We start from the raw sequence: 16987 nt of genomic DNA, 5'->3' as shown, positions 1-16987 counted from the left end.
GACAAGGACGAGGGAGGTATCAACGATGGCGATCGATATCGAGACGAATCTTCCGGGCGCGGACCTGCAGGCGGAGACGCAGCGCGAGGGCGCGCGCACATGGTACGGCCAGATGACGCGCTCGCAGCGCAATGCGTTCTGGTCCTGCAAGCTCGGCTATATCCTCGATGCAATGGACACGCAGTTCCTCAGCTTCGTGATTCCCACGCTGATCGCCGCGTGGGGCATCACGCGTGGCGACGCGGGACTGATCGGAACCGTCACGCTGCTCACGTCCGCGGTGGGCGGCTGGCTCGCGGGCGTGATGTCGGACCGCATCGGCCGCGTGCGCACGCTGCAGATCACGATCGTATGGTTCGCGTTCTTCACGCTGCTGTGCGCGTTCGCGCAGAACTTCGGGCAGTTGCTGTGGGCGCGCGGCCTGATGGGCCTGGGCTTTGGCGGCGAGTGGACGGCCGGCGCGGTGCTGATCGGCGAAGTCATCCGCGCGAAGGATCGCGGCAAGGCCGTGGGCATCGTACAGGCCGGATGGGCGATCGGCTGGGGGCTCTCCACCCTGCTGTTCACGCTCGTGTTCTCGCTGGTGCCGCCCGAATACGCATGGCGCGTGCTGTTCGCCATCGGCATCGCGCCCGCGCCATTCGTCATCTGGATTCGCCGGTTCGTCGAAGAGCCCGAGGTCCATCAGCGCCAGCAGGCCGCGCAAGCTGCGGGCGACGCAGAACGCGCCTCGTTCCTCGACATCTTCCGCGGCGATATCGCGTGGACCACCATCCGCGCATCGGTACTCGCGACGGGCGTGCAGGGCGGCTACTACGCGATCACCACGTGGTTGCCGACGTACCTCAAGACCGAACGCGGACTCAGCGTCATCGGCACGGGCGCGTATCTCGGCGTCGTCATCGTGGGTTCGTACTGCGGGTATCTGGCCGGCGCCTGGCTCAGCGATCGCCTCGGCCGCCGTCGCGCGTTCATGCTGTTCGCCGTGGCATCGGTCATCATCGCCACGGTCTACACGCAACTGGCGCTCGACAACGTGCTGATGCTCGCGCTCGGCTTTCCGCTCGGATTCTGCGCATCCGGAATTTTCTCCGGGATGGGCGCGTTCCTCACCGAACTGTATCCCACACGTATCCGCGGCAGCGGACAGGGCTTCTGCTACAACTTCGGCCGGGCGGTGGGCGCCACGTTCCCGTTCCTGATCGGACACGTCTCACAGGGCATGAGCCTCGGCCACGCCATCGGGCTATTTGCGGCCGCCGCGTATGGCGTGGTGATTCTCGCCGCGCTGACGCTGCCCGAAACACAGGGCCGCGCGCTCACCGAGTAAGCACCAGCCGACCGCGGCACGGGGCGGCGTGCTCAGCGCCGCCTCACATACAGCGCCAGGTCGTAGACTTCCATGAGCGCCAGCAGCTGCGCCGCGCTCAGCGTTTCCGGATTCAGTTCGGTATGGGAGATCCAGCTCTGGCTCACATGCAGGCGCGTGGCCGCCTCCGCCTGGCTGAGACCGGCAATCGTTCGTGCACCCTGAAGCACCCGACCGAGGTCGAGTGCCGTGGCGATTCGCTCTTCCATAGTTATTGTTTCCCTCCATCTGCGGGCAAACCGCACGTTGCCCCACTCCTGATGTAGCAGTCATGCGGGCATTACGCAACCCGGGCGTCGGACACCCTTTAGCCTCCGCGCGCGATTGCAAGCTCTTGCAACCGATTGCAGCGGCGGTTGCAATTCCTACCGCCTGCCGCGCGGTCCCGGAACGACTGTCACGCGGGTTTCGCCCGTGCCTGTGTGCGGCTTGTCGGCGTTTGTCCGAATGGAACGGACCTTGCGGCGGGGTCGCCTGATATCCCCAACGCAATGGTGACGATCATGGAAAAGAGTCGAACTGCTCCGCCGCTCACGGATTTTCACTATGGTGGCCACAGTGGTGTGGACGACGAGAAAAGCCGTCCACGCGAACCGGTGCGCTCGGCCGAGGATGATCCCGCGCCGAAGTCGTTTCGGAATCTTCCGGAGCAGCCTTACCGCCCGCAGCCCGGCTCCAACGAGCCCGAAGGCGTCGAACGCTATGGCATGTATGGCGTCGCGCCGGGCACGGACAAGCCGGCTCCCGAGTTCGCGAACGCGGGTCAGCGGCCGCTACCGGGCCCCGCCGCGCTGGGCCAGTACGATGGCGACGACATGCGCGCGCTGGAGCCGCTGAACGATGCCCAGCGTCTCGAGGTTCTCCACGAACGGCTATCGATGGTGGTGGACCCCGGCGTGATCAGCGTCGAGATGATCGACGGCGCGGTGACGCTGCGTGGCACGGTACGCGATGCGCCGACGCGCAAGGCCGTGGAGAACATCGTCATGGGCTGCCTCACCGATCATTACGTGCGCAGCGAGATCGATGTGTCCGCGACACGATGAGCGAGGCTATTTGAGGTACTCGCCGTGCTCGGCGCGAATCTCGTCGAGATGCGCCAGCGTGCCCGACAGGTGCTCACGGAGCACCGCTTCCGCGCGGACCGCGTTGCCCGTGGCGATCGCGTCGACGATCGCCGCATGATCGCGCAGCACCTCGTGCGCCTTGCCCGCCGTCGGCAGATGCAGACGGCGCAGACGATCGAGATGCCCGCTTTGCCGGCGCACCAGCGCATGCAGGTCGGGAACGTTCGCCGCGTCATACAGCGCGCGGTGGAAGGCCTGATCGTTGTCGCTGAACTCCGATAACGCATTCAGTTCGAGCATGCGCGCGGCGCGGTCTACCGTCGTGCGCAGTTTCTCGATGAGCCGTGCGTCGGGCGCGGCCGCCAGTGTGCGCACGATCTCCAGTTCCACGGACCGCCGCAGGAAATGCGCCTGCCGGGCCAGCGCCACGTCGATGCGGCTCACACGGGTCGCGTGCTGCGGAAAGATGTCGACGAGTCCCTCCTCCGCCAGACGGATCAACGCATCGCGCACCGGTGTCTGGCTGATACCGTACTGCGCGGCCAGATCGATCCGGGACAGCACGGTACCGGGCTGCAGCGAAAGCGCGAGGATCTGTTCGCGCATGTGCTCGAACACCTGCGGCGCCGCCTGGCGCGTGCGGTCGAAGTGAAAGAGAGAGGACGGTTCCCGCAGCAAGGTTTCCATTTGGGGCGCGATTCTAGCCGAACGTTGCAGCCATTCCGCATTGACGCACTAATATATTAGTGCTTTAATCGTCGCCATCAAGGCCGGCGTGGCGAACTCTCGTCAGCAGACCGGCTCCGCTTTCAATGTGGACATGGAAGAGACAACCATGACGGCACGCAAGACGCCCGAATCCCTGCGCAGCGCGCGCTGGTTCGCCCCTGACGACCTGCGCTCCTCCGGTCATCGCTCCCGCATCATGCAGATGGGCTACGCGCCCGACGAGTGGATGGGCAAGCCGGTCATCGCGATCGTCAATACCTGGTCCGATATCAACCCCTGCCATTCGCACTTCAAGCAGCGTGTCGACGATGTCAAGCGCGGCATCCTGCAAGCTGGCGGATTCCCGATCGAGCTACCCGCGATTTCGCTTTCCGAGAGCTCGGTCAAGCCGACGACGATGCTCTATCGGAATCTGCTCGCGATGGAGACCGAAGAACTCATCCGATCGCATCCCATCGACGGCGCGGTGCTCATGGGCGGCTGCGACAAGACCACGCCCGGGCTGTTGATGGGCGCGACCAGCGCGGGCGTGCCGGCCATCTACGTGCCGGCGGGCCCGATGCTGCGCGGCAACTACAAGGGCAATGTGCTGGGCTCCGGCTCCGACGCGTGGAAGTATTGGGACGAGCGACGGGCCGGCAATATCAGCAAGACCGAATGGATCGGCATCGAGGGCGGCATCGCGCGCAGCCACGGCACGTGCATGACGATGGGTACCGCGAGCACGATGACGGCGATCGCCGAGGCCATCGGCATGTCGCTGACGGGCGCGTCGTCGATTCCCGCCGCGGATGCCAACCATATCCGCATGTGTTCGGAGTCCGGCCGGCGCATCGTGGAGATGGTGTGGGAGGACCTCACGCCCGCGCGCGTACAGACGCATGCGTCGTACGAGAATGCGATTGCGGTGGCCATGGCGATGGGCTGCTCGACGAACGCGATCATCCACGTCATTGCGATGGCGCGGCGCGCGGGGCACGACATCGGCCTGGACGACTTCGACGCGATGAGCCGCCACGTGCCGGTGCTCGCGAACATCCGGCCGAGCGGCGACAAGTACCTGATGGAGGACTTCTATTACGCCGGCGGACTGCCCGCGTTGATGAGCCGCATTCGCGACAAGCTGCACCTGGACGCGCCCACGGTCACGGGCCGCACGCTTGGCGAAAACATCGCGGGCGCCGAGGTCTACAACGACGACGTCATCCGCGCGCGCGACAACGCGCTGTATCAGGAAGGGGCGCTCGCCGTGCTCAAGGGCAATATCGCGCCCGATGGCTGCGTCATCAAGCCGAGCGCGTGCGAGCCGCGCTTCTTCAAACACACGGGTCCGGCGCTGGTATTCGACGATTATCCGTCGATGAAAGCCGCCATCGAGCGCGACGACCTCGACGTGACGGCCGATCACGTGCTGATCCTTCGCAATGCGGGCCCGCAGGGCGGACCAGGCATGCCCGAGTGGGGCATGCTGCCGATTCCGAAGAAACTCGTGCAGGCGGGCGTGCGCGACATGCTACGCATGTCGGACGCGCGCATGAGCGGGACGAGCTATGGGGCCTGCATCCTCCACGTCTCGCCGGAAGCGTATATCGGCGGACCGTTCGCGCTGGTGCGAACGGGCGACATGATTTCCGTCGATATCGACCAGCGCCGCATCCACCTCGAGGTCTCCGACGAGGAACTCGCGCGACGCCGCGCCGCCTGGCGGCCGCTGCCGCCGAAATTCGGGCGGGGCTACGGCTGGATGTTCGCGCAGCATATTCGCCAGGCCAACGACGGTTGCGACTTCGACTTCCTGCAGACGGACTTCGGCGAGTCCGCGGGCGAACCGAGCATCTACTGATCGAAGGACATCATGACCCAGCTCAGCGCTTCCCTGCGCGACAAGCTCAAGACCGTGAGCACGGCCACGCTGTGCACGGCGCTGTTCAAGCGCGGCCTGCGTAACCAGTTCATCCAGGATGTGCATCCGCTCGACCCGAAGCACGCCGTGAAGCATGGGACGATGGTCGGCGAAGCCTTCACGCTGCGCTATATCCCCGCGCGCGAGGATCTCAATCCGATTACCGTGTTCCAGGATCCGAACCATCCGCAACGGCGGGCGATCGAGCAATGCCCGCCTGGCGCGGTGCTTGTGATCGACAGCCGCAAGGACGCGCGCGCCGCGTCGGCGGGCTCGATCCTCGTGACGCGGCTCATGCAGCGTGGTGGCGCGGGCATCGTTACCGATGGCGGCTTGCGGGACTCGCCCGAGATCGCGGAGATGGATATTCCGTCCTATCACCAGCGCCCGTCCGCGCCGACGAACCTGACGATGCATCAGGCGCTGGAATTCAACGTGCCGATCGGCTGCGGGGATGTCGCCGTGTTCCCCGGCGATGTGGTTGTGGGCGATGGCGAGGGCGTGGTCATCATTCCGCGCGAACTCGCCGGGGAAATTGCCGACGAGGCGGTCGAGATGACCGCTTTCGAGGACTTCGTCACGGAAGAAGTGAAGAAGGGCCGTTCGATCATCGGCCTTTATCCGGCCACGACCGAGGAGGCGCGCGCGGATTTTGCCGCATGGCGCAAGGCTTCTGGCCGATAATGGCCAACTCGATTCATTGACAGGAAACTCGCGCATGAAACCCCGTCTTCTGCAGCATGGCCGCCTTCCCGAACATATCGAAGCCCGGCTCGCCGAGCACTTCGACGTGCACCCGTTCTGGGCCGAGACGGATCCGGCGGGCTTCCTCGCGAAGCACGGTGCGGACTTCGTGGCGCTGACCGCGCGCGCGGCCACGGGCGTCGATGCGGCGACCATCGCGGCGCTGCCTTCTCTGCGCGTGATTTCGAGCTTCGGCGTAGGCCTGGACAAGATCGACCTCGACGCCGCGCGTGCGCGCGGTATTGCCGTGGGCTATACGCCGGACGTCCTCAACGACTGCGTCGCTGACACGGCATGGGCCCTGCTGATGGATGCGGCGCGGCAGGTGAGCGCGGCGGACCGTTATGTTCGCCGGGGCGAGTGGCCGAAGGCGGCTTATCCGCTGACCACGCGCGTGAGTGGCAAGCGCCTCGGGATCGTCGGCCTCGGCCGCATCGGCCATGTCATCGCCAGGCGTTCGAGCGGCTTCGACATGGAAGTGCGTTACTTCGGCCGCAAGGCGCAGGAAGGCGTGTCGTACGGCTTCGAGCCGTCGATCGAGGCGCTGGCGCGTTGGGCGGACTTTCTGGTGCTGGCGACGTCTGGCGGCCCGTCCACGAAGCATCTGGTCTCGGCCAGCGTGCTGGAGGCGCTCGGGCCGAAGGGCTACCTGATCAATATCGCGCGCGGTACCGTGGTGGATGAGGCGGCGCTGATCGATGCGCTGTCCAACAAGCGCATCGCGGGCGCGGGTCTCGATGTCTTCGAGAACGAGCCCCATGTGCCGGAGGCCTTGTACAAGCTCGATAACGTCGTGCTGCTGCCCCACGTGGCCAGCGGCACGCACGAGACCCGCAAGGCAATGGCGGACCTCGTGTTCGACAACCTGCAGGCGTTTTTCGAGACCGGCAAGGTGTTGAAGTCCGCCGTGTAATCGCGGTTATTCGGCCTTGGCGCCGGAGTCCTTGGCCACCTTGACCCACTTGGCGGTCTCGGTCTTGATGAACGCGCCAAGCTGCTGCGCGTTCATGTCCCCCGCGCTTACGCCCTGCTCGTCGAAGCGCTTCACGACGTCCGGCTGCTTGAGCACCTTGGCCAGTTCGGCGCCCGCGCGCTGCTTGATCGCCTCGGGCGTGCCGCGCGGCGCCATCAGCGCGTACCACGTCACCACCTCGTAGCCGGGCACCCCGCTCTCCGCCACGGTGGGCAGGCCGGGATAGGCGGGCGAACGCTTGGCCGACGTCACGGCCAGCGCGCGCACCTTGCCGCTCTTGATATGCGGATACGCCGAGGGGCTCGTTTCGATCGCCATCTGGATCTGGCCGGCGATGATGTCCGTCATCATCGGCGCGCCGCCCTTGTACGGCACGTGCGAGATATCGGTGCCCGTGGCAGCGCGGAACAGTTCACCCGACATGTGTTCGGTGCTGCCGATACCGGCCGAACCGTAGTTCACCTTGCCCGGATGCGCCTTGATGTAGGCGATGAGCTCCTGCACCGTCTTGACCGGAATCTGTTCGTTGACGATCAGCACGTTCGGCGTAGACGCGACCATGCCGATGGGCTCGAGGTCTTTCTGGAAATCGTACGGCAGCGACTTGTAGATGCCGGGCGCCATCGTGTGGGCGATGGTCGCCAGCAGGAACGTATAGCCGTCGGGCTGGGCGCGCGCCACGTTGGCCGCGCCGAGCGTGCCGCCGGCGCCCGGCCGGTTGTCCACCACCACGGGCTGACCCAGCGCCTCGCCGAGCTTCTGGCCGACCGCGCGGCCGACGATGTCGGTGGTGCCGCCCGCGGCGAACGGGACGACCAGCGTGATCGGCTTGCTGGGCCAGGCATCGGCGGCGTGGGCAACATGCAGGGAAGCACCGGCCAGCAGGGCGGCGGCGCCGACCATGGCCTTGAGCGCCATGCGGCGGCGTGGCATCGTTTTCATGATGCAGTCTCCTCGGGGATCGTTGGAATCTTGAGCCGAATCATGGGATCCGGCTGAATCGGGGACTCTATCGCTACCCCTGCTGCCAGAATAGTCCCCATCCGGCATGGGGGGATCACAAATCGTGAAGGCCCTGCCCGCTCGCGGGCCCACTTTCAAACGGCCGTTTCCGACGCCGCTGCGACAACCGTGCCAGCCCGCCCCCCTGCTTACCCGCATGCAAAGGTTGTTTGACCGCGCCCAGAATGCCGGTAAGCTTGATTTTCACCACAGCGCTTTTCACTGGAGCCAACACCATGCAAAGCATTCCACCGACACTGTGGCCGATGACGGCGTTTTTCCCCCACCTTCAGGCCATGGGTGCCGTCGAAGGTCAGCAGTTCACCGAGAGCTGGGCCCGGCTGATGGGCCTGAATACCGATTTTGCGCGTTCCATGTTCGACGAGGCCCGGTTCGACTGGGCGTCCATGTTCGTGGTGCAGGACCCGGAGTCGGCGTACGTCCGGCAGATGACCAACCAGATCCCCATGCTGTCCATCCCGCTCCATTACGCGTCCGCGCTGCTGGAACTGGGCTGCGCCTCGCAGCGTGCGTGGCTCGATACCTGGGGCCACTGGCTCGGGATGCCCGCTATCCTGGCGTCTGCCTCGGCGGCAGAAAACGGCGACGGTGTGGAAGATGTGCCACAGCACGCCATTCGTGAAACCCGGCATCTCCGGGCGCGCAATGGCAAGCCGCATTGAGCGAGATACGCGCAGATCGGGCCGGTTTGACGCCTTTACACGTACAAGCTACAAGGGTCTCGCGTATATATGAACTTCAAGACATCCACAACGGTGGCACAACCAATGCGTGCGTCACCTAAAACTAAGGCATAGTGTCCTCTGCACTGACAGAAGGCTATGCTTGCAGGAGTGCAGTTTTAAGCTGCCTGTCCGATCGACGCGGGGCGCAGTCGACACAGGTATTCGGATCGCGCCCAATTACTACATCGCGAGGCACCTTATGAAGAAGACCCATCTCCTCAGTCTGATCGTCGCGGCCACGGCCGTGGTTGCCGCGCCGCTGGCCATTGCGCAGCAAAAGCAAGTCGACCCGTACACGCAAGGCGCCAAGACCGGCAAGCCGGATCCGTACACGGACGGCGCCAAGACTGGCAAGTTCGACCCGTACACCGACGGCGCCAAGTCGGGTTCGACGCGTTCGGACCTGGTGAACAGCAAGCGCGACCCGTACACCGACGGCGCCAAGTCCGGCGCCCGTGACCCGTACACCGACGGTGCGAAGACCGGCAAGGCTGATCCGTACACCGACGGCGCCAAGAAGCAGTAAGCGGTTTGGCTCGCCGGTCCCTCCTCGCGGGGAGGGACCATGGAACGCCCCCTTCGCCCCTTTCAGGGCGGAGTGGGGCGTTTTGCTTTTGGTTCTGATTTTGTTTTTCCCGCAGCAGGAATCAGGGCACGGGGTTTGCCGCACCGTCGATGGCGATGACGGCGCCGTTGACGTATGCCGCGCGTCCGGAACCCAGGAACACCACCATGTCGGCGACCTCCTCGGGCAAGGCCAGACGGCCCATCGGCATCTTGTCGGTGAGCGCGCGCATCGCCTCTTCCTTGCTGACGTGGGCGGCGGCGGCTTCCACCTCCATGCGCGCATGGTAGCGATCGGTCTCCGTCGTGCCCGGGTTGACCGCGTTAATCCGGATGCCATGCCTCGCATACGCATTGGCAAGGCCCGTCGACGCCAGCATCAACGCCGCGTTAGCGGCACCGCCGCCGAGATGGAACGTCGAGGCGACCCGGCCGCCGACACCCACCACGTTGACGATATTGCCGGTGCGGCGCTCGGCCATGCCCGGCAGCACGGCTTCCATCATGTGGATGTACGTGAAGTACTTGGCTTCCATGGCCGCGTGCCAGTGCGCGGCCGTGAGCTGTTCCGCGGGCGTGCGTTTGGCCGCGCCGGCGGAGTTCACGAGCACGTCGATCGGACCGAGCGCGGCTTGCACGCTCTCGCGCAAGGCGGCGGCTTCGGCGGGCACAGTGAGGTCGGCGGAGAAGCCCTTGATGGTCAGGCCCTCGGCGGCAAGCTTTGCCACGGCGGTTTCCAGGCCTTCCGGGTTACGCGCGGCGATGGCGACTTTTGCGCCTTCCTGCGCGAACAGGCGCGCGCACGCGAGGCCGATGCCCTTGCTGCCACCCGTGACCAGCACGACCTTGCCCTTCAATTGCAGATCCATCGCTCCCCCGTTTTGTAAGAAAAAATCAAAGCGCTAATATACGCCGCAGCCTCGCATGCCGCACCGATCGCGAGCGTGAGCCGCTTGCCCGCGCCACGCCTCGGTCGTTTCTTTCAAAGATTGAAAGGTGGAAAGTTCCGTCCGGATTCGTTCATAAACCGAAACAGTCCGTTAGCGGAATCGGGCTGTTACTTCGCAATGGTTGGCCTAGAGTAGGGACTTCGAATCGCCTGCCAAAGGAGCTTCCCATCATGCGACTCACCCCTGACACCCTGCTTCCCGCCTCCACCGACGTTCCGGCCGTTGCCGCCGACGACGTGGTGACCGCGATCCGCCATCAGGACATCGTTACCGCGTGGTCGGGCACGATGGCCGACCAACGCGTGGCCGTGCTGCACATGCTGTATCCGCGGACCGATGCGCGCACCCACCGCAGCCTCGACGCGCTCGTCAATGCGCTGCACGTGCATGGTCTGCACAAGGTGGCCGAGCTGATCGAACAGGAGGCGCATTACCTCGTGTTCAAGGATCCGGTGAAGGCATGGAAGGCCCTCAACGAGATTCGCCACGATTCGCTCGCGATTGGCGTGCATCTGTATTACAAGGGCTTCAGTGGCAATGAGGCGGAAGTGGCGCTCGACCGGGATGCGCATCGCAAGGGCTGACCGGTCCCTGACCTCCCTGACGTCCCTCACCTTGAACGCGGGCATGGGCGAAATTTACAAAATCGCTCTTGCCTGCGGTTGCGGTTCTTTCACGGCCGATATCTTCCGCCACGGTACGACGGGCGCTTCCGGCGGTTCGGATGCCTGGTACGGAATCTGCGCGGGACCACGCTCTCACCAAATCAATCAACGGAGAGCGACATGGACCCCAACAATCTCGATCCGCAGGACTCTGCTTCCAACAGCACGTCTCAACTGCGCGCCAAAGGCGACCAGCTCGCGCGGGATCTCGACGACCTGATTTCGCAGCTACCCAGTTTGACCGGCGACGCCGTGGATGCGGCCAAGCAGAAATTCCTCGCCAAGGCGGAGCACGGCTCGAACGCGTTGCAGTCGCTGACGGCCAATGCCTGCGAGCGGATGGAGCATGCCCAGGAGTGCGCGAAGGATTATGTGCACCGGGAGCCGGTGCGGGCGCTTGGGATGGCGGCGGGAATTGGATTCTTGCTAGGGGCGCTGCTCTGCCGGCCGCATTATCGCGACTGATCGCCCTTACCCGCTGAGAAGAGGGGCGGCGGCAGGCACTGCCGCCGCCCCCTTTTTCGCTGCTCAGGCCTCGGCGGTTTTGCCTTCGACTTCTTCATCCGGCCAGTTGCGGCCGACCATCCATTCATAGAGCGTCGGCAGCACGATGAGCGTGAGCATCGTGGCGGTGATGAGGCCACCGATGATCACGATGGCTAGCGGGCGCTGCGTCTCCGAGCCGATGGCGCGGGAGATGGCCATCGGGAACAGGCCCAGCATCGCCAGCAGCGCCGTCATCAGCACGGTGCGCAGACGGTCCATGGAGCCCGTGAGGACAGCCTGGCGCAGCGGCATGCCCTCGTCGCGCAGCTGGTTGAAGTACGTCACCATCACCACGCCGTTGAGCACCGCCTGACCGAACAGCGCGATGAAGCCGATCGCCGCCGACACCGACAGCGGAATGCCGGTGATGAACAGCGCGAAGACGCCGCCAATCAGCGCGAACGGGATGTTCGAGATGATCAGCGTGGCGCTCTTGAACGACTTGAACGCGTTGAACAGCAGCAGGAAGATCAGAAGCACCGACAGCGGCACGACAATCGACAGTCGGGCCATCGCGCGCTCCTGGTTCTCGAACTCGCCCGACCAGCCGATCTTCACGTCGTCGGTCTTCACGTTCTTCTTGACCAGCGCCTGCATGTCCTTCACCACGCTGCCCATGTCGCGGTCGCGGATGAAGATGCCGATCGACGTCGTGCGCTGCCCGTTCTCGCGGCTGATGTTCATCGCGCCCGACGCTGCGCGGAACGTCACAAGTTGTGACAGCGGAACCTGCGCGCCATCGGCCGTCTGCATGAAGATGTTCGGCAGGTTGGGCAGCTCGCGCTCGTTCGGCTTGAGGCGCACGGCCACGCTGAAGTGGCGCTCGCCCTCCCAGAGCTCGGTCGCGGCCTTGCCCGCCAGTGCGGTTTCCATCAGGTCCTGCACGTCGGCCACATTGATGCCGTAGCGCGCCGCCTGCGCACGATCGAAGTCCAGCACGTACTGGGGCAGTTCGCCATCGCGGTCGATGAACGCGCGCATCACGCCCTTGACCGTCTGCACGTTGGCCAGAATCTGGTCGGCCACCTGCTTGTTGTGCTCGAGGCTGTCGCTCTGCACCTTGATGACGATCTGGCCCTTGATCTGCGAGATGCTCTCGAGGATGTTGTCACGCACCGGCTGCGAGAAATTCGGCTCGATACCGGGCAGCGCGCGCAGATTGCGGTCGATCTCGGTAATGATCTTGCGCTTGTCGTATCCCGCGCGCCACTGCTTGTCGCCCTTCAGGTCGACGAGGATTTCCACCGTGTTGATCAGCTTCGGATCGGTACCGTCATCGGGCCGGCCCACCTTGGAGATCGTGGTGTTGACCTCGGGCGTCTTGCGGATGACGTCGCGCAGGATATGCGCCTGTTCCCGCGCCTCGTCGATCGACACCGACGCGGGCAGGTCGAAGCTGACCCACATCGAGCCTTCGTCGAGTTCGGGCAGGAATTCGCTGCCGAGGAACTTGCCCACGCCGACGGTCGCGACGAGCAGACCGAGCGACACGCCGACCACGGCCTTCTTGTGGCCGAGCGCCCACGTCAGGATCGGCTCGTACAGCCGCTTGCTGTGGCGCACGATGAAGTTGTCTTCGTGCGAGATGTTCTTGGTGAGCAGCAGATGACAAAGCAGCGGCACTACCGTCAGCGAGAGGATCAGCGAACCGATCAGCGCGCCCGTCACCGTGTACGCCATCGGCGCGAAAATCTTGCCCTCGTGACGCTGCAGCGTAAAGATCGGGATGTGCGCCGCGATGATGATCACCATCGAGAACACGGTCGGCCGGCCCACTTCCGTGGTGGCCTGAAGAATCGCGTATAGCCGCGCCTTCTTGTCCTTGATCTGCTGTTCCTTGAGCTCGCCCAGCCGCTTGAAGATGTTCTCGACGACGATCACCGCGCCGTCGACGATGATCCCGAAGTCCATCGCGCCGAGCGACAGCAGGTTGGCCGGAATGCCCACCCATGTCAGGCCGAGGAACGTCGACAGCAGCGCCAGCGGAATCACGAGCGCGACGATGGCCGCCGCGCGCACGTTGGCGAGGAACAGGTACAACACCGCCATCACCAGCAGCGCGCCCTCGACGAGGTTGCCGAACACGGTGTGCAGCGTCTTGTCGATCAGCGTCGAGCGGTCGTAGTACGGGACGATCTTGACGCCCTTCGGCAGGATCGAGCCGTTGAGCATTTCGATCTTCTGCTTCAGGGACTCGAGCACGATGGACGGGTTCTCGCCCTTCCGCATGACCACGATGCCCGACACGATGTCGTCTTCGTTGTCCTGGCCCATCAGGCCCTGCGGCGGCGCGGCGCCGATCTTCACCTCGGCGATGTCCTTGACGAGGATCGGCGTGCCGTTGTTTTCCGCCACTACGGTGTTGGCGATATCGGCCGACGTGCGGTAGCTGCCGAGCGAACGCAGCAGGTACTGCTGACGGCCATGGCTGACCGAGCCGCCGCCCGCGTTCGAGTTCGCGCGTTGCAGCGCGGTGAACAGCTGCGACAGCGAGATCTTGGCATCGCGCATGCGCGCGAGGTTCGGGTTGACCTCGTACTGCTTGATGGTGCCGCCGATGGTCACGAGGTCCGCAACGCCGGGGACCTGGCGCAGGTTCTTCTCGACCACCCAGTCCTGTAGCGTGCGTAGCTCCTGCGCGGAGTAGCCCTTCCCGGTCAGGCGGAAACGATAGATTTCACCGATGGCCGTCGACAGCGGCGCGAGCTCGGGGCTTACGCCATCCGGCAGGTCGACGCCGCGCAGGCGCTCGAGGATCTGCTGGCGCGCGGTCACGTCGGTGGCCTTGTCGTTGAAGGTCACCATCATGAACGACAGGCCGAACTGCGTGTGCGAGAACACGCGCACGGAATTCGGCGTGCCGGCGAGCGCGGTCTCGATCGGAATCGTGACCTGGCGCTCCACTTCCTCGGCCGCGCGGCCCGGGTACAACGTGATGACGTTGACCTGAATGTCCGAGACGTCCGGGAACGCCTCGATTGGCAGGTTCTTGAAGGCGGCGAGACCGCCGGCGATGAAAATGAGCAGCCCCAGCCAGACGAACAGCTTCTGGTGAAGCGCAAAACTGACGATGCGCGAGATCATGTGGCCGCGGTCCTTTTACTGCTTGGCGGCGGCGGCGCGCACGCTGTTGACGGCGGTGGCATCGCGCAGGATGTCCTGCAGGTACAGGTTGCCGTCGGTCACGACGACTTCGCCATCCTTGAGCCCCTCGAGCACTTCGGTCGTACCGGGCAGCGACACGCCGAGCGTCACCTGGCGGCGCTCGAACACGTTCTGCGACGGACGCACGAACACGTAGTTCTTGTTGTCGGCCAGGAAAACGGCCTTCGCCGGCACCGCGATGCCCTTGAACGACGCGGCTTGCAGGCGGGCCGTCACGAACATTTCGGCCTTGAGTCGGCGGTCGGCATTCGGCACGACGAGCCGCACCTTGACGCTACGCGACGCCGGGTCGACGTAGTCGGCCACCTTGACCACGGTGCCCGGGAACGTCTCGCCCGGATACGCGGCGCTGGTCAGCTTGACGGTCACGCCCGGCTTGAACAGCGCGAGGTCCGCTTCCGTGGCATCGAGCTGCGCCCACAGCGTGCTGGGATCGGTGATAAGGAACAGCGGCGATGCGGGCGGCTGGTCGGGACGCAGTTCCTGACCCGGATTGATGTTGCGCTCGACCACGAGGCCATCGATCGGGCTGCGCAGCGAGAACCGTTGATTGACGTTGTCGTTGGCGGTGCCGTACATGCGCAGCGCGGCCTGCGTGCGCTGGAGGTCCGCCATCGCACGGGCACTGTCGGCCTGCGCCTGCTCGAAATCCTTCTGCGCGATCACGCCCGCATCGTAGAGCTCGCGCTGACGCGTGAGCGACTTTTGCGCATAGGCGCTATCCGCGGCGGCCTTGCGTGCATCGGCCTGCGCGAGGCCGAAGTCCGGCGAAGTCAGCATCGCGAGCGGCTGGTTCATCTTCACGGACGTGCCGGGCTGGACGAGGATCTCGGTCACGCGGCCCGCGAACGGCGAGCTGATGCGCACGGTCTTGTCCTCGTCCCATACCAGACGGCCCGGCATGCTCAGCATGCGCTCGCCGCCCAGCTTGACGGGCTGGCTGGCGATACCCGGCAGCGAACGGACGCTTTCCGGGAACGTGATGACCTGGCCGACGACCTTCGGATCGTCGTCGTTTTCTTCCACGGCCTTCTTGCCGCACGCCACGAGCGCGAGCGCGCACAGCGAGACGGCGGCGAGCCGGGCCATACCGGTGCGGGACAGGACGGACATCTCGGTAAATCTCTGCATGCTGTTATTGACGCGACGCATCGGTGCGGACCTGGGGAAGCTTGTTGATATCGGTATTGGTGGCCTGCAGGGCCGTGCGGTAGGCGGCCAGCGCCTTGGCGTAATCGCCCTGCGCCTCGACGGCGTCCAGCCGCGTCTGGCGCAGCGCGCGACGCGAGTCCAGCAGGTCGAGCACGCCCGACGCGCCCTTGCCGTAGGCGAACTCGGCGCTGTTGGCCACGCTCTCCGCAGCGGGCAGCACGGACTCGCGCATCTGCTTCAGCGACAGGCGCGCCGACTCCAGTTGCGAGCGCAGACGCTCGATGTCGTTCTGCGCCGCCAGCAGGATGCGGTTGCGATCGTCGAGCGCCGCGTAGTAATCGACCTCGGCACGCCGCGCTTCGCCGCCGTAGCTGTGCCGCACGAACAGCGGGATCGACACGAACACGCCCCAGCTGTTGCCGCTGCCTGTCGTGTTTGTCTCGGACAGCGGATAGTGCTCGTACTGCGCGCCGACGGTCACATCGGGTACGCGGCCCGCGCGCGCCACGTCGCGGCTGGCGGCGGCGGCCGCAAGGCGCGCCTCGGCCGCTGTCACGTCGGGGCGGCGCTGCAGCGTGTCGGGATCGACGGGCGGCACCGGCGTATCGAGCGACGGCCAGTCTGGAATCAGGCGGTTGTCCGCCAGCGTGCCCGGCACGCCGATCGTGGCGGCCAGCGCGGCCTTGTCGCGCGCATGGTCGGCCTGCGCCGCGCGCAGATCGTTCTGGGCGCGGAGGGTGTCCAGCTGGAGCTTGGTCACATCCGAACGCGACACGTCGCCGGCCTTGAGGCGCGCTTCGTTGGCCTGCTGCGTGCGGCCGTACAGGCCGACCATCTCGGTCAGGACCTCCACGCGCTCCTGGCTGACGACGGCCTCGTACCATGCCTGATCGACCGCACCCAGCTGCTGCGCGATGACGGCCTGCACCTGTTCACCGGCGGCGGCGCTGGACTTGCGCGCGGCATCTACGCGCAGATTGCCCTTGTTGGCGGTCTCGATGACCTGATCGACGCGGAACGTGGAATCGACGGTCTTGCTGCGGAGATTGCCCGAGCCGATGCCATAGGTCTGGTTGATATTGGCAACGCCGACGCTGAGCACCGGGTTGGGACGCTGCGACGCGATCTGGATATCGGCCTGGCTGGCCTCTTCGCCGCGGCGCGCGGAAATGATGTCTCGATTGCAACGTTCGGCGTCAAGGCGCGCCTGCGACAGCGTCAGCGCGGCCTTGGCGGGTGGCGGCACGCAGGGGCCGTCGGGCGGCAGGGACTGGCTGGCAGCACGCCCGCCAGTGGCCGCCAGGGCCAGCAGCATCGCCACGGCAGCACGGGAAACAGGAAAATGCACGATCAGTTCGGCTCGAGTCGACAAACGGTCAGAGGTAAACGACCGTGCCAGCCGAACGGTGCAC

Annotated in this window: 16 protein-coding genes; 9 read left to right on the top strand and 7 right to left on the bottom strand. The window is 65.3% G+C overall.

The genetic code is table 11. The annotated features are described in order from the left end of the window. Window positions 1–25: 25 nt before the first annotated feature. On the top strand, window positions 26–1330 hold the full coding sequence (locus KHP16_RS26885) for an MFS transporter (protein WP_109585575.1): 1305 nt from the start codon (window positions 26–28) through the stop codon (window positions 1328–1330). A 32-nt stretch (window positions 1331–1362) separates the two neighbouring features. On the opposite strand, the gene KHP16_RS26880 is transcribed toward KHP16_RS26885, so the two are convergent. Further along, window positions 1363–1578 carry a helix-turn-helix domain-containing protein gene (locus KHP16_RS26880; protein WP_109585576.1) on the bottom strand — a complete coding sequence of 72 codons (216 nt, stop codon included), beginning with the start codon at window positions 1576–1578 and terminating at the stop codon, window positions 1363–1365. A 294-nt stretch (window positions 1579–1872) separates the two neighbouring features. Here KHP16_RS26880 and KHP16_RS26875 point away from each other — a divergent pair, with 294 nt between their 5' ends. Next, window positions 1873–2415, top strand: coding sequence for a BON domain-containing protein (locus tag KHP16_RS26875; protein WP_211961519.1), 543 nt, complete (start codon window positions 1873–1875; stop codon window positions 2413–2415). Between the two features lie 6 nt (window positions 2416–2421). Here KHP16_RS26875 and KHP16_RS26870 read toward each other — a convergent pair whose 3' ends face one another. Continuing rightward, window positions 2422–3123: a GntR family transcriptional regulator gene (locus KHP16_RS26870; RefSeq protein WP_211961517.1), complete on the bottom strand. Its 702-nt coding sequence runs from the start codon at window positions 3121–3123 to the stop codon at window positions 2422–2424. A gap of 148 nt (window positions 3124–3271) precedes the next feature. Between KHP16_RS26870 and araD the strand changes: the two genes are divergently transcribed. From araD to KHP16_RS26855, 3 genes are read left to right on the top strand one after another with little or no spacing between them, the layout of a single operon-like run. Further along, window positions 3272–5008, top strand: a complete 1737-nt coding sequence (gene araD / locus KHP16_RS26865) for an L-arabinonate dehydratase (protein WP_109585604.1) — start codon at window positions 3272–3274, stop codon at window positions 5006–5008. A gap of 12 nt (window positions 5009–5020) precedes the next feature. Further along, complete coding sequence (locus KHP16_RS26860; protein WP_211961515.1) at window positions 5021–5752, top strand: ribonuclease activity regulator RraA; 732 nt, start codon at window positions 5021–5023, stop codon at window positions 5750–5752. A 34-nt stretch (window positions 5753–5786) separates the two neighbouring features. Continuing rightward, window positions 5787–6725 (top strand): 2-hydroxyacid dehydrogenase, encoded by a 939-nt coding sequence (locus KHP16_RS26855; protein WP_109585580.1) that lies wholly within the window; start codon window positions 5787–5789, stop codon window positions 6723–6725. Window positions 6726–6731: 6 nt separating this feature from the next. Here KHP16_RS26855 and KHP16_RS26850 read toward each other — a convergent pair whose 3' ends face one another. Then, entirely contained in the window at window positions 6732–7727 is a 996-nt protein-coding gene (locus KHP16_RS26850) for a Bug family tripartite tricarboxylate transporter substrate binding protein (protein WP_211961513.1), read from the bottom strand. Between the two features lie 296 nt (window positions 7728–8023). On the opposite strand from KHP16_RS26850, the gene KHP16_RS26845 reads away from it, so the two are divergent. Continuing rightward, the gene (locus tag KHP16_RS26845; protein WP_109585582.1) at window positions 8024–8470 is read left to right on the top strand and encodes a polyhydroxyalkanoate granule-associated phasin; all 447 of its coding nucleotides are present in this window, start codon (window positions 8024–8026) and stop codon (window positions 8468–8470) included. A 262-nt stretch (window positions 8471–8732) separates the two neighbouring features. Further along, window positions 8733–9059: a hypothetical protein gene (locus KHP16_RS26840; protein WP_109585583.1), complete on the top strand. Its 327-nt coding sequence runs from the start codon at window positions 8733–8735 to the stop codon at window positions 9057–9059. Between the two features lie 121 nt (window positions 9060–9180). Here KHP16_RS26840 and KHP16_RS26835 read toward each other — a convergent pair whose 3' ends face one another. Beyond that, on the bottom strand, window positions 9181–9966 hold the full coding sequence (locus KHP16_RS26835) for an SDR family NAD(P)-dependent oxidoreductase (RefSeq protein ID WP_109585584.1): 786 nt from the start codon (window positions 9964–9966) through the stop codon (window positions 9181–9183). Window positions 9967–10217: 251 nt separating this feature from the next. On the opposite strand from KHP16_RS26835, the gene KHP16_RS26830 reads away from it, so the two are divergent. Both KHP16_RS26830 and KHP16_RS26825 read left to right on the top strand, forming a co-directional pair. Next, window positions 10218–10631, top strand: coding sequence for a hypothetical protein (locus KHP16_RS26830; protein WP_109585585.1), 414 nt, complete (start codon window positions 10218–10220; stop codon window positions 10629–10631). 201 nt (window positions 10632–10832) lie between these two features. Continuing rightward, the gene (locus KHP16_RS26825) at window positions 10833–11177 is read left to right on the top strand and encodes an ElaB/YgaM/YqjD family protein (protein WP_211961511.1); all 345 of its coding nucleotides are present in this window, start codon (window positions 10833–10835) and stop codon (window positions 11175–11177) included. A 63-nt stretch (window positions 11178–11240) separates the two neighbouring features. On the opposite strand, the gene KHP16_RS26820 is transcribed toward KHP16_RS26825, so the two are convergent. From KHP16_RS26820 to KHP16_RS26810, 3 genes are read right to left on the bottom strand one after another with little or no spacing between them, the layout of a single operon-like run. Next, window positions 11241–14342, bottom strand: a complete 3102-nt coding sequence (locus KHP16_RS26820) for an efflux RND transporter permease subunit (RefSeq protein ID WP_109585587.1) — start codon at window positions 14340–14342, stop codon at window positions 11241–11243. A 15-nt stretch (window positions 14343–14357) separates the two neighbouring features. Further along, a complete protein-coding gene (locus KHP16_RS26815) occupies window positions 14358–15554 on the bottom strand; it encodes an efflux RND transporter periplasmic adaptor subunit (RefSeq protein ID WP_109585605.1) in 1197 nt (398 codons plus the stop codon). Between the two features lie 4 nt (window positions 15555–15558). Next, window positions 15559–16923: a TolC family protein gene (locus tag KHP16_RS26810; protein WP_415831422.1), complete on the bottom strand. Its 1365-nt coding sequence runs from the start codon at window positions 16921–16923 to the stop codon at window positions 15559–15561. Window positions 16924–16987 lie beyond the last annotated feature (64 nt).

The organism is Cupriavidus plantarum, from assembly GCF_905397285.1.
GTDB classification, from domain to species: Bacteria; Pseudomonadota; Gammaproteobacteria; order Burkholderiales; family Burkholderiaceae; genus Cupriavidus; species Cupriavidus plantarum.
The sequence above is the reverse complement of the archived record's forward strand: the minus strand, read 5'-3'. Positions and strand labels throughout refer to the sequence as shown.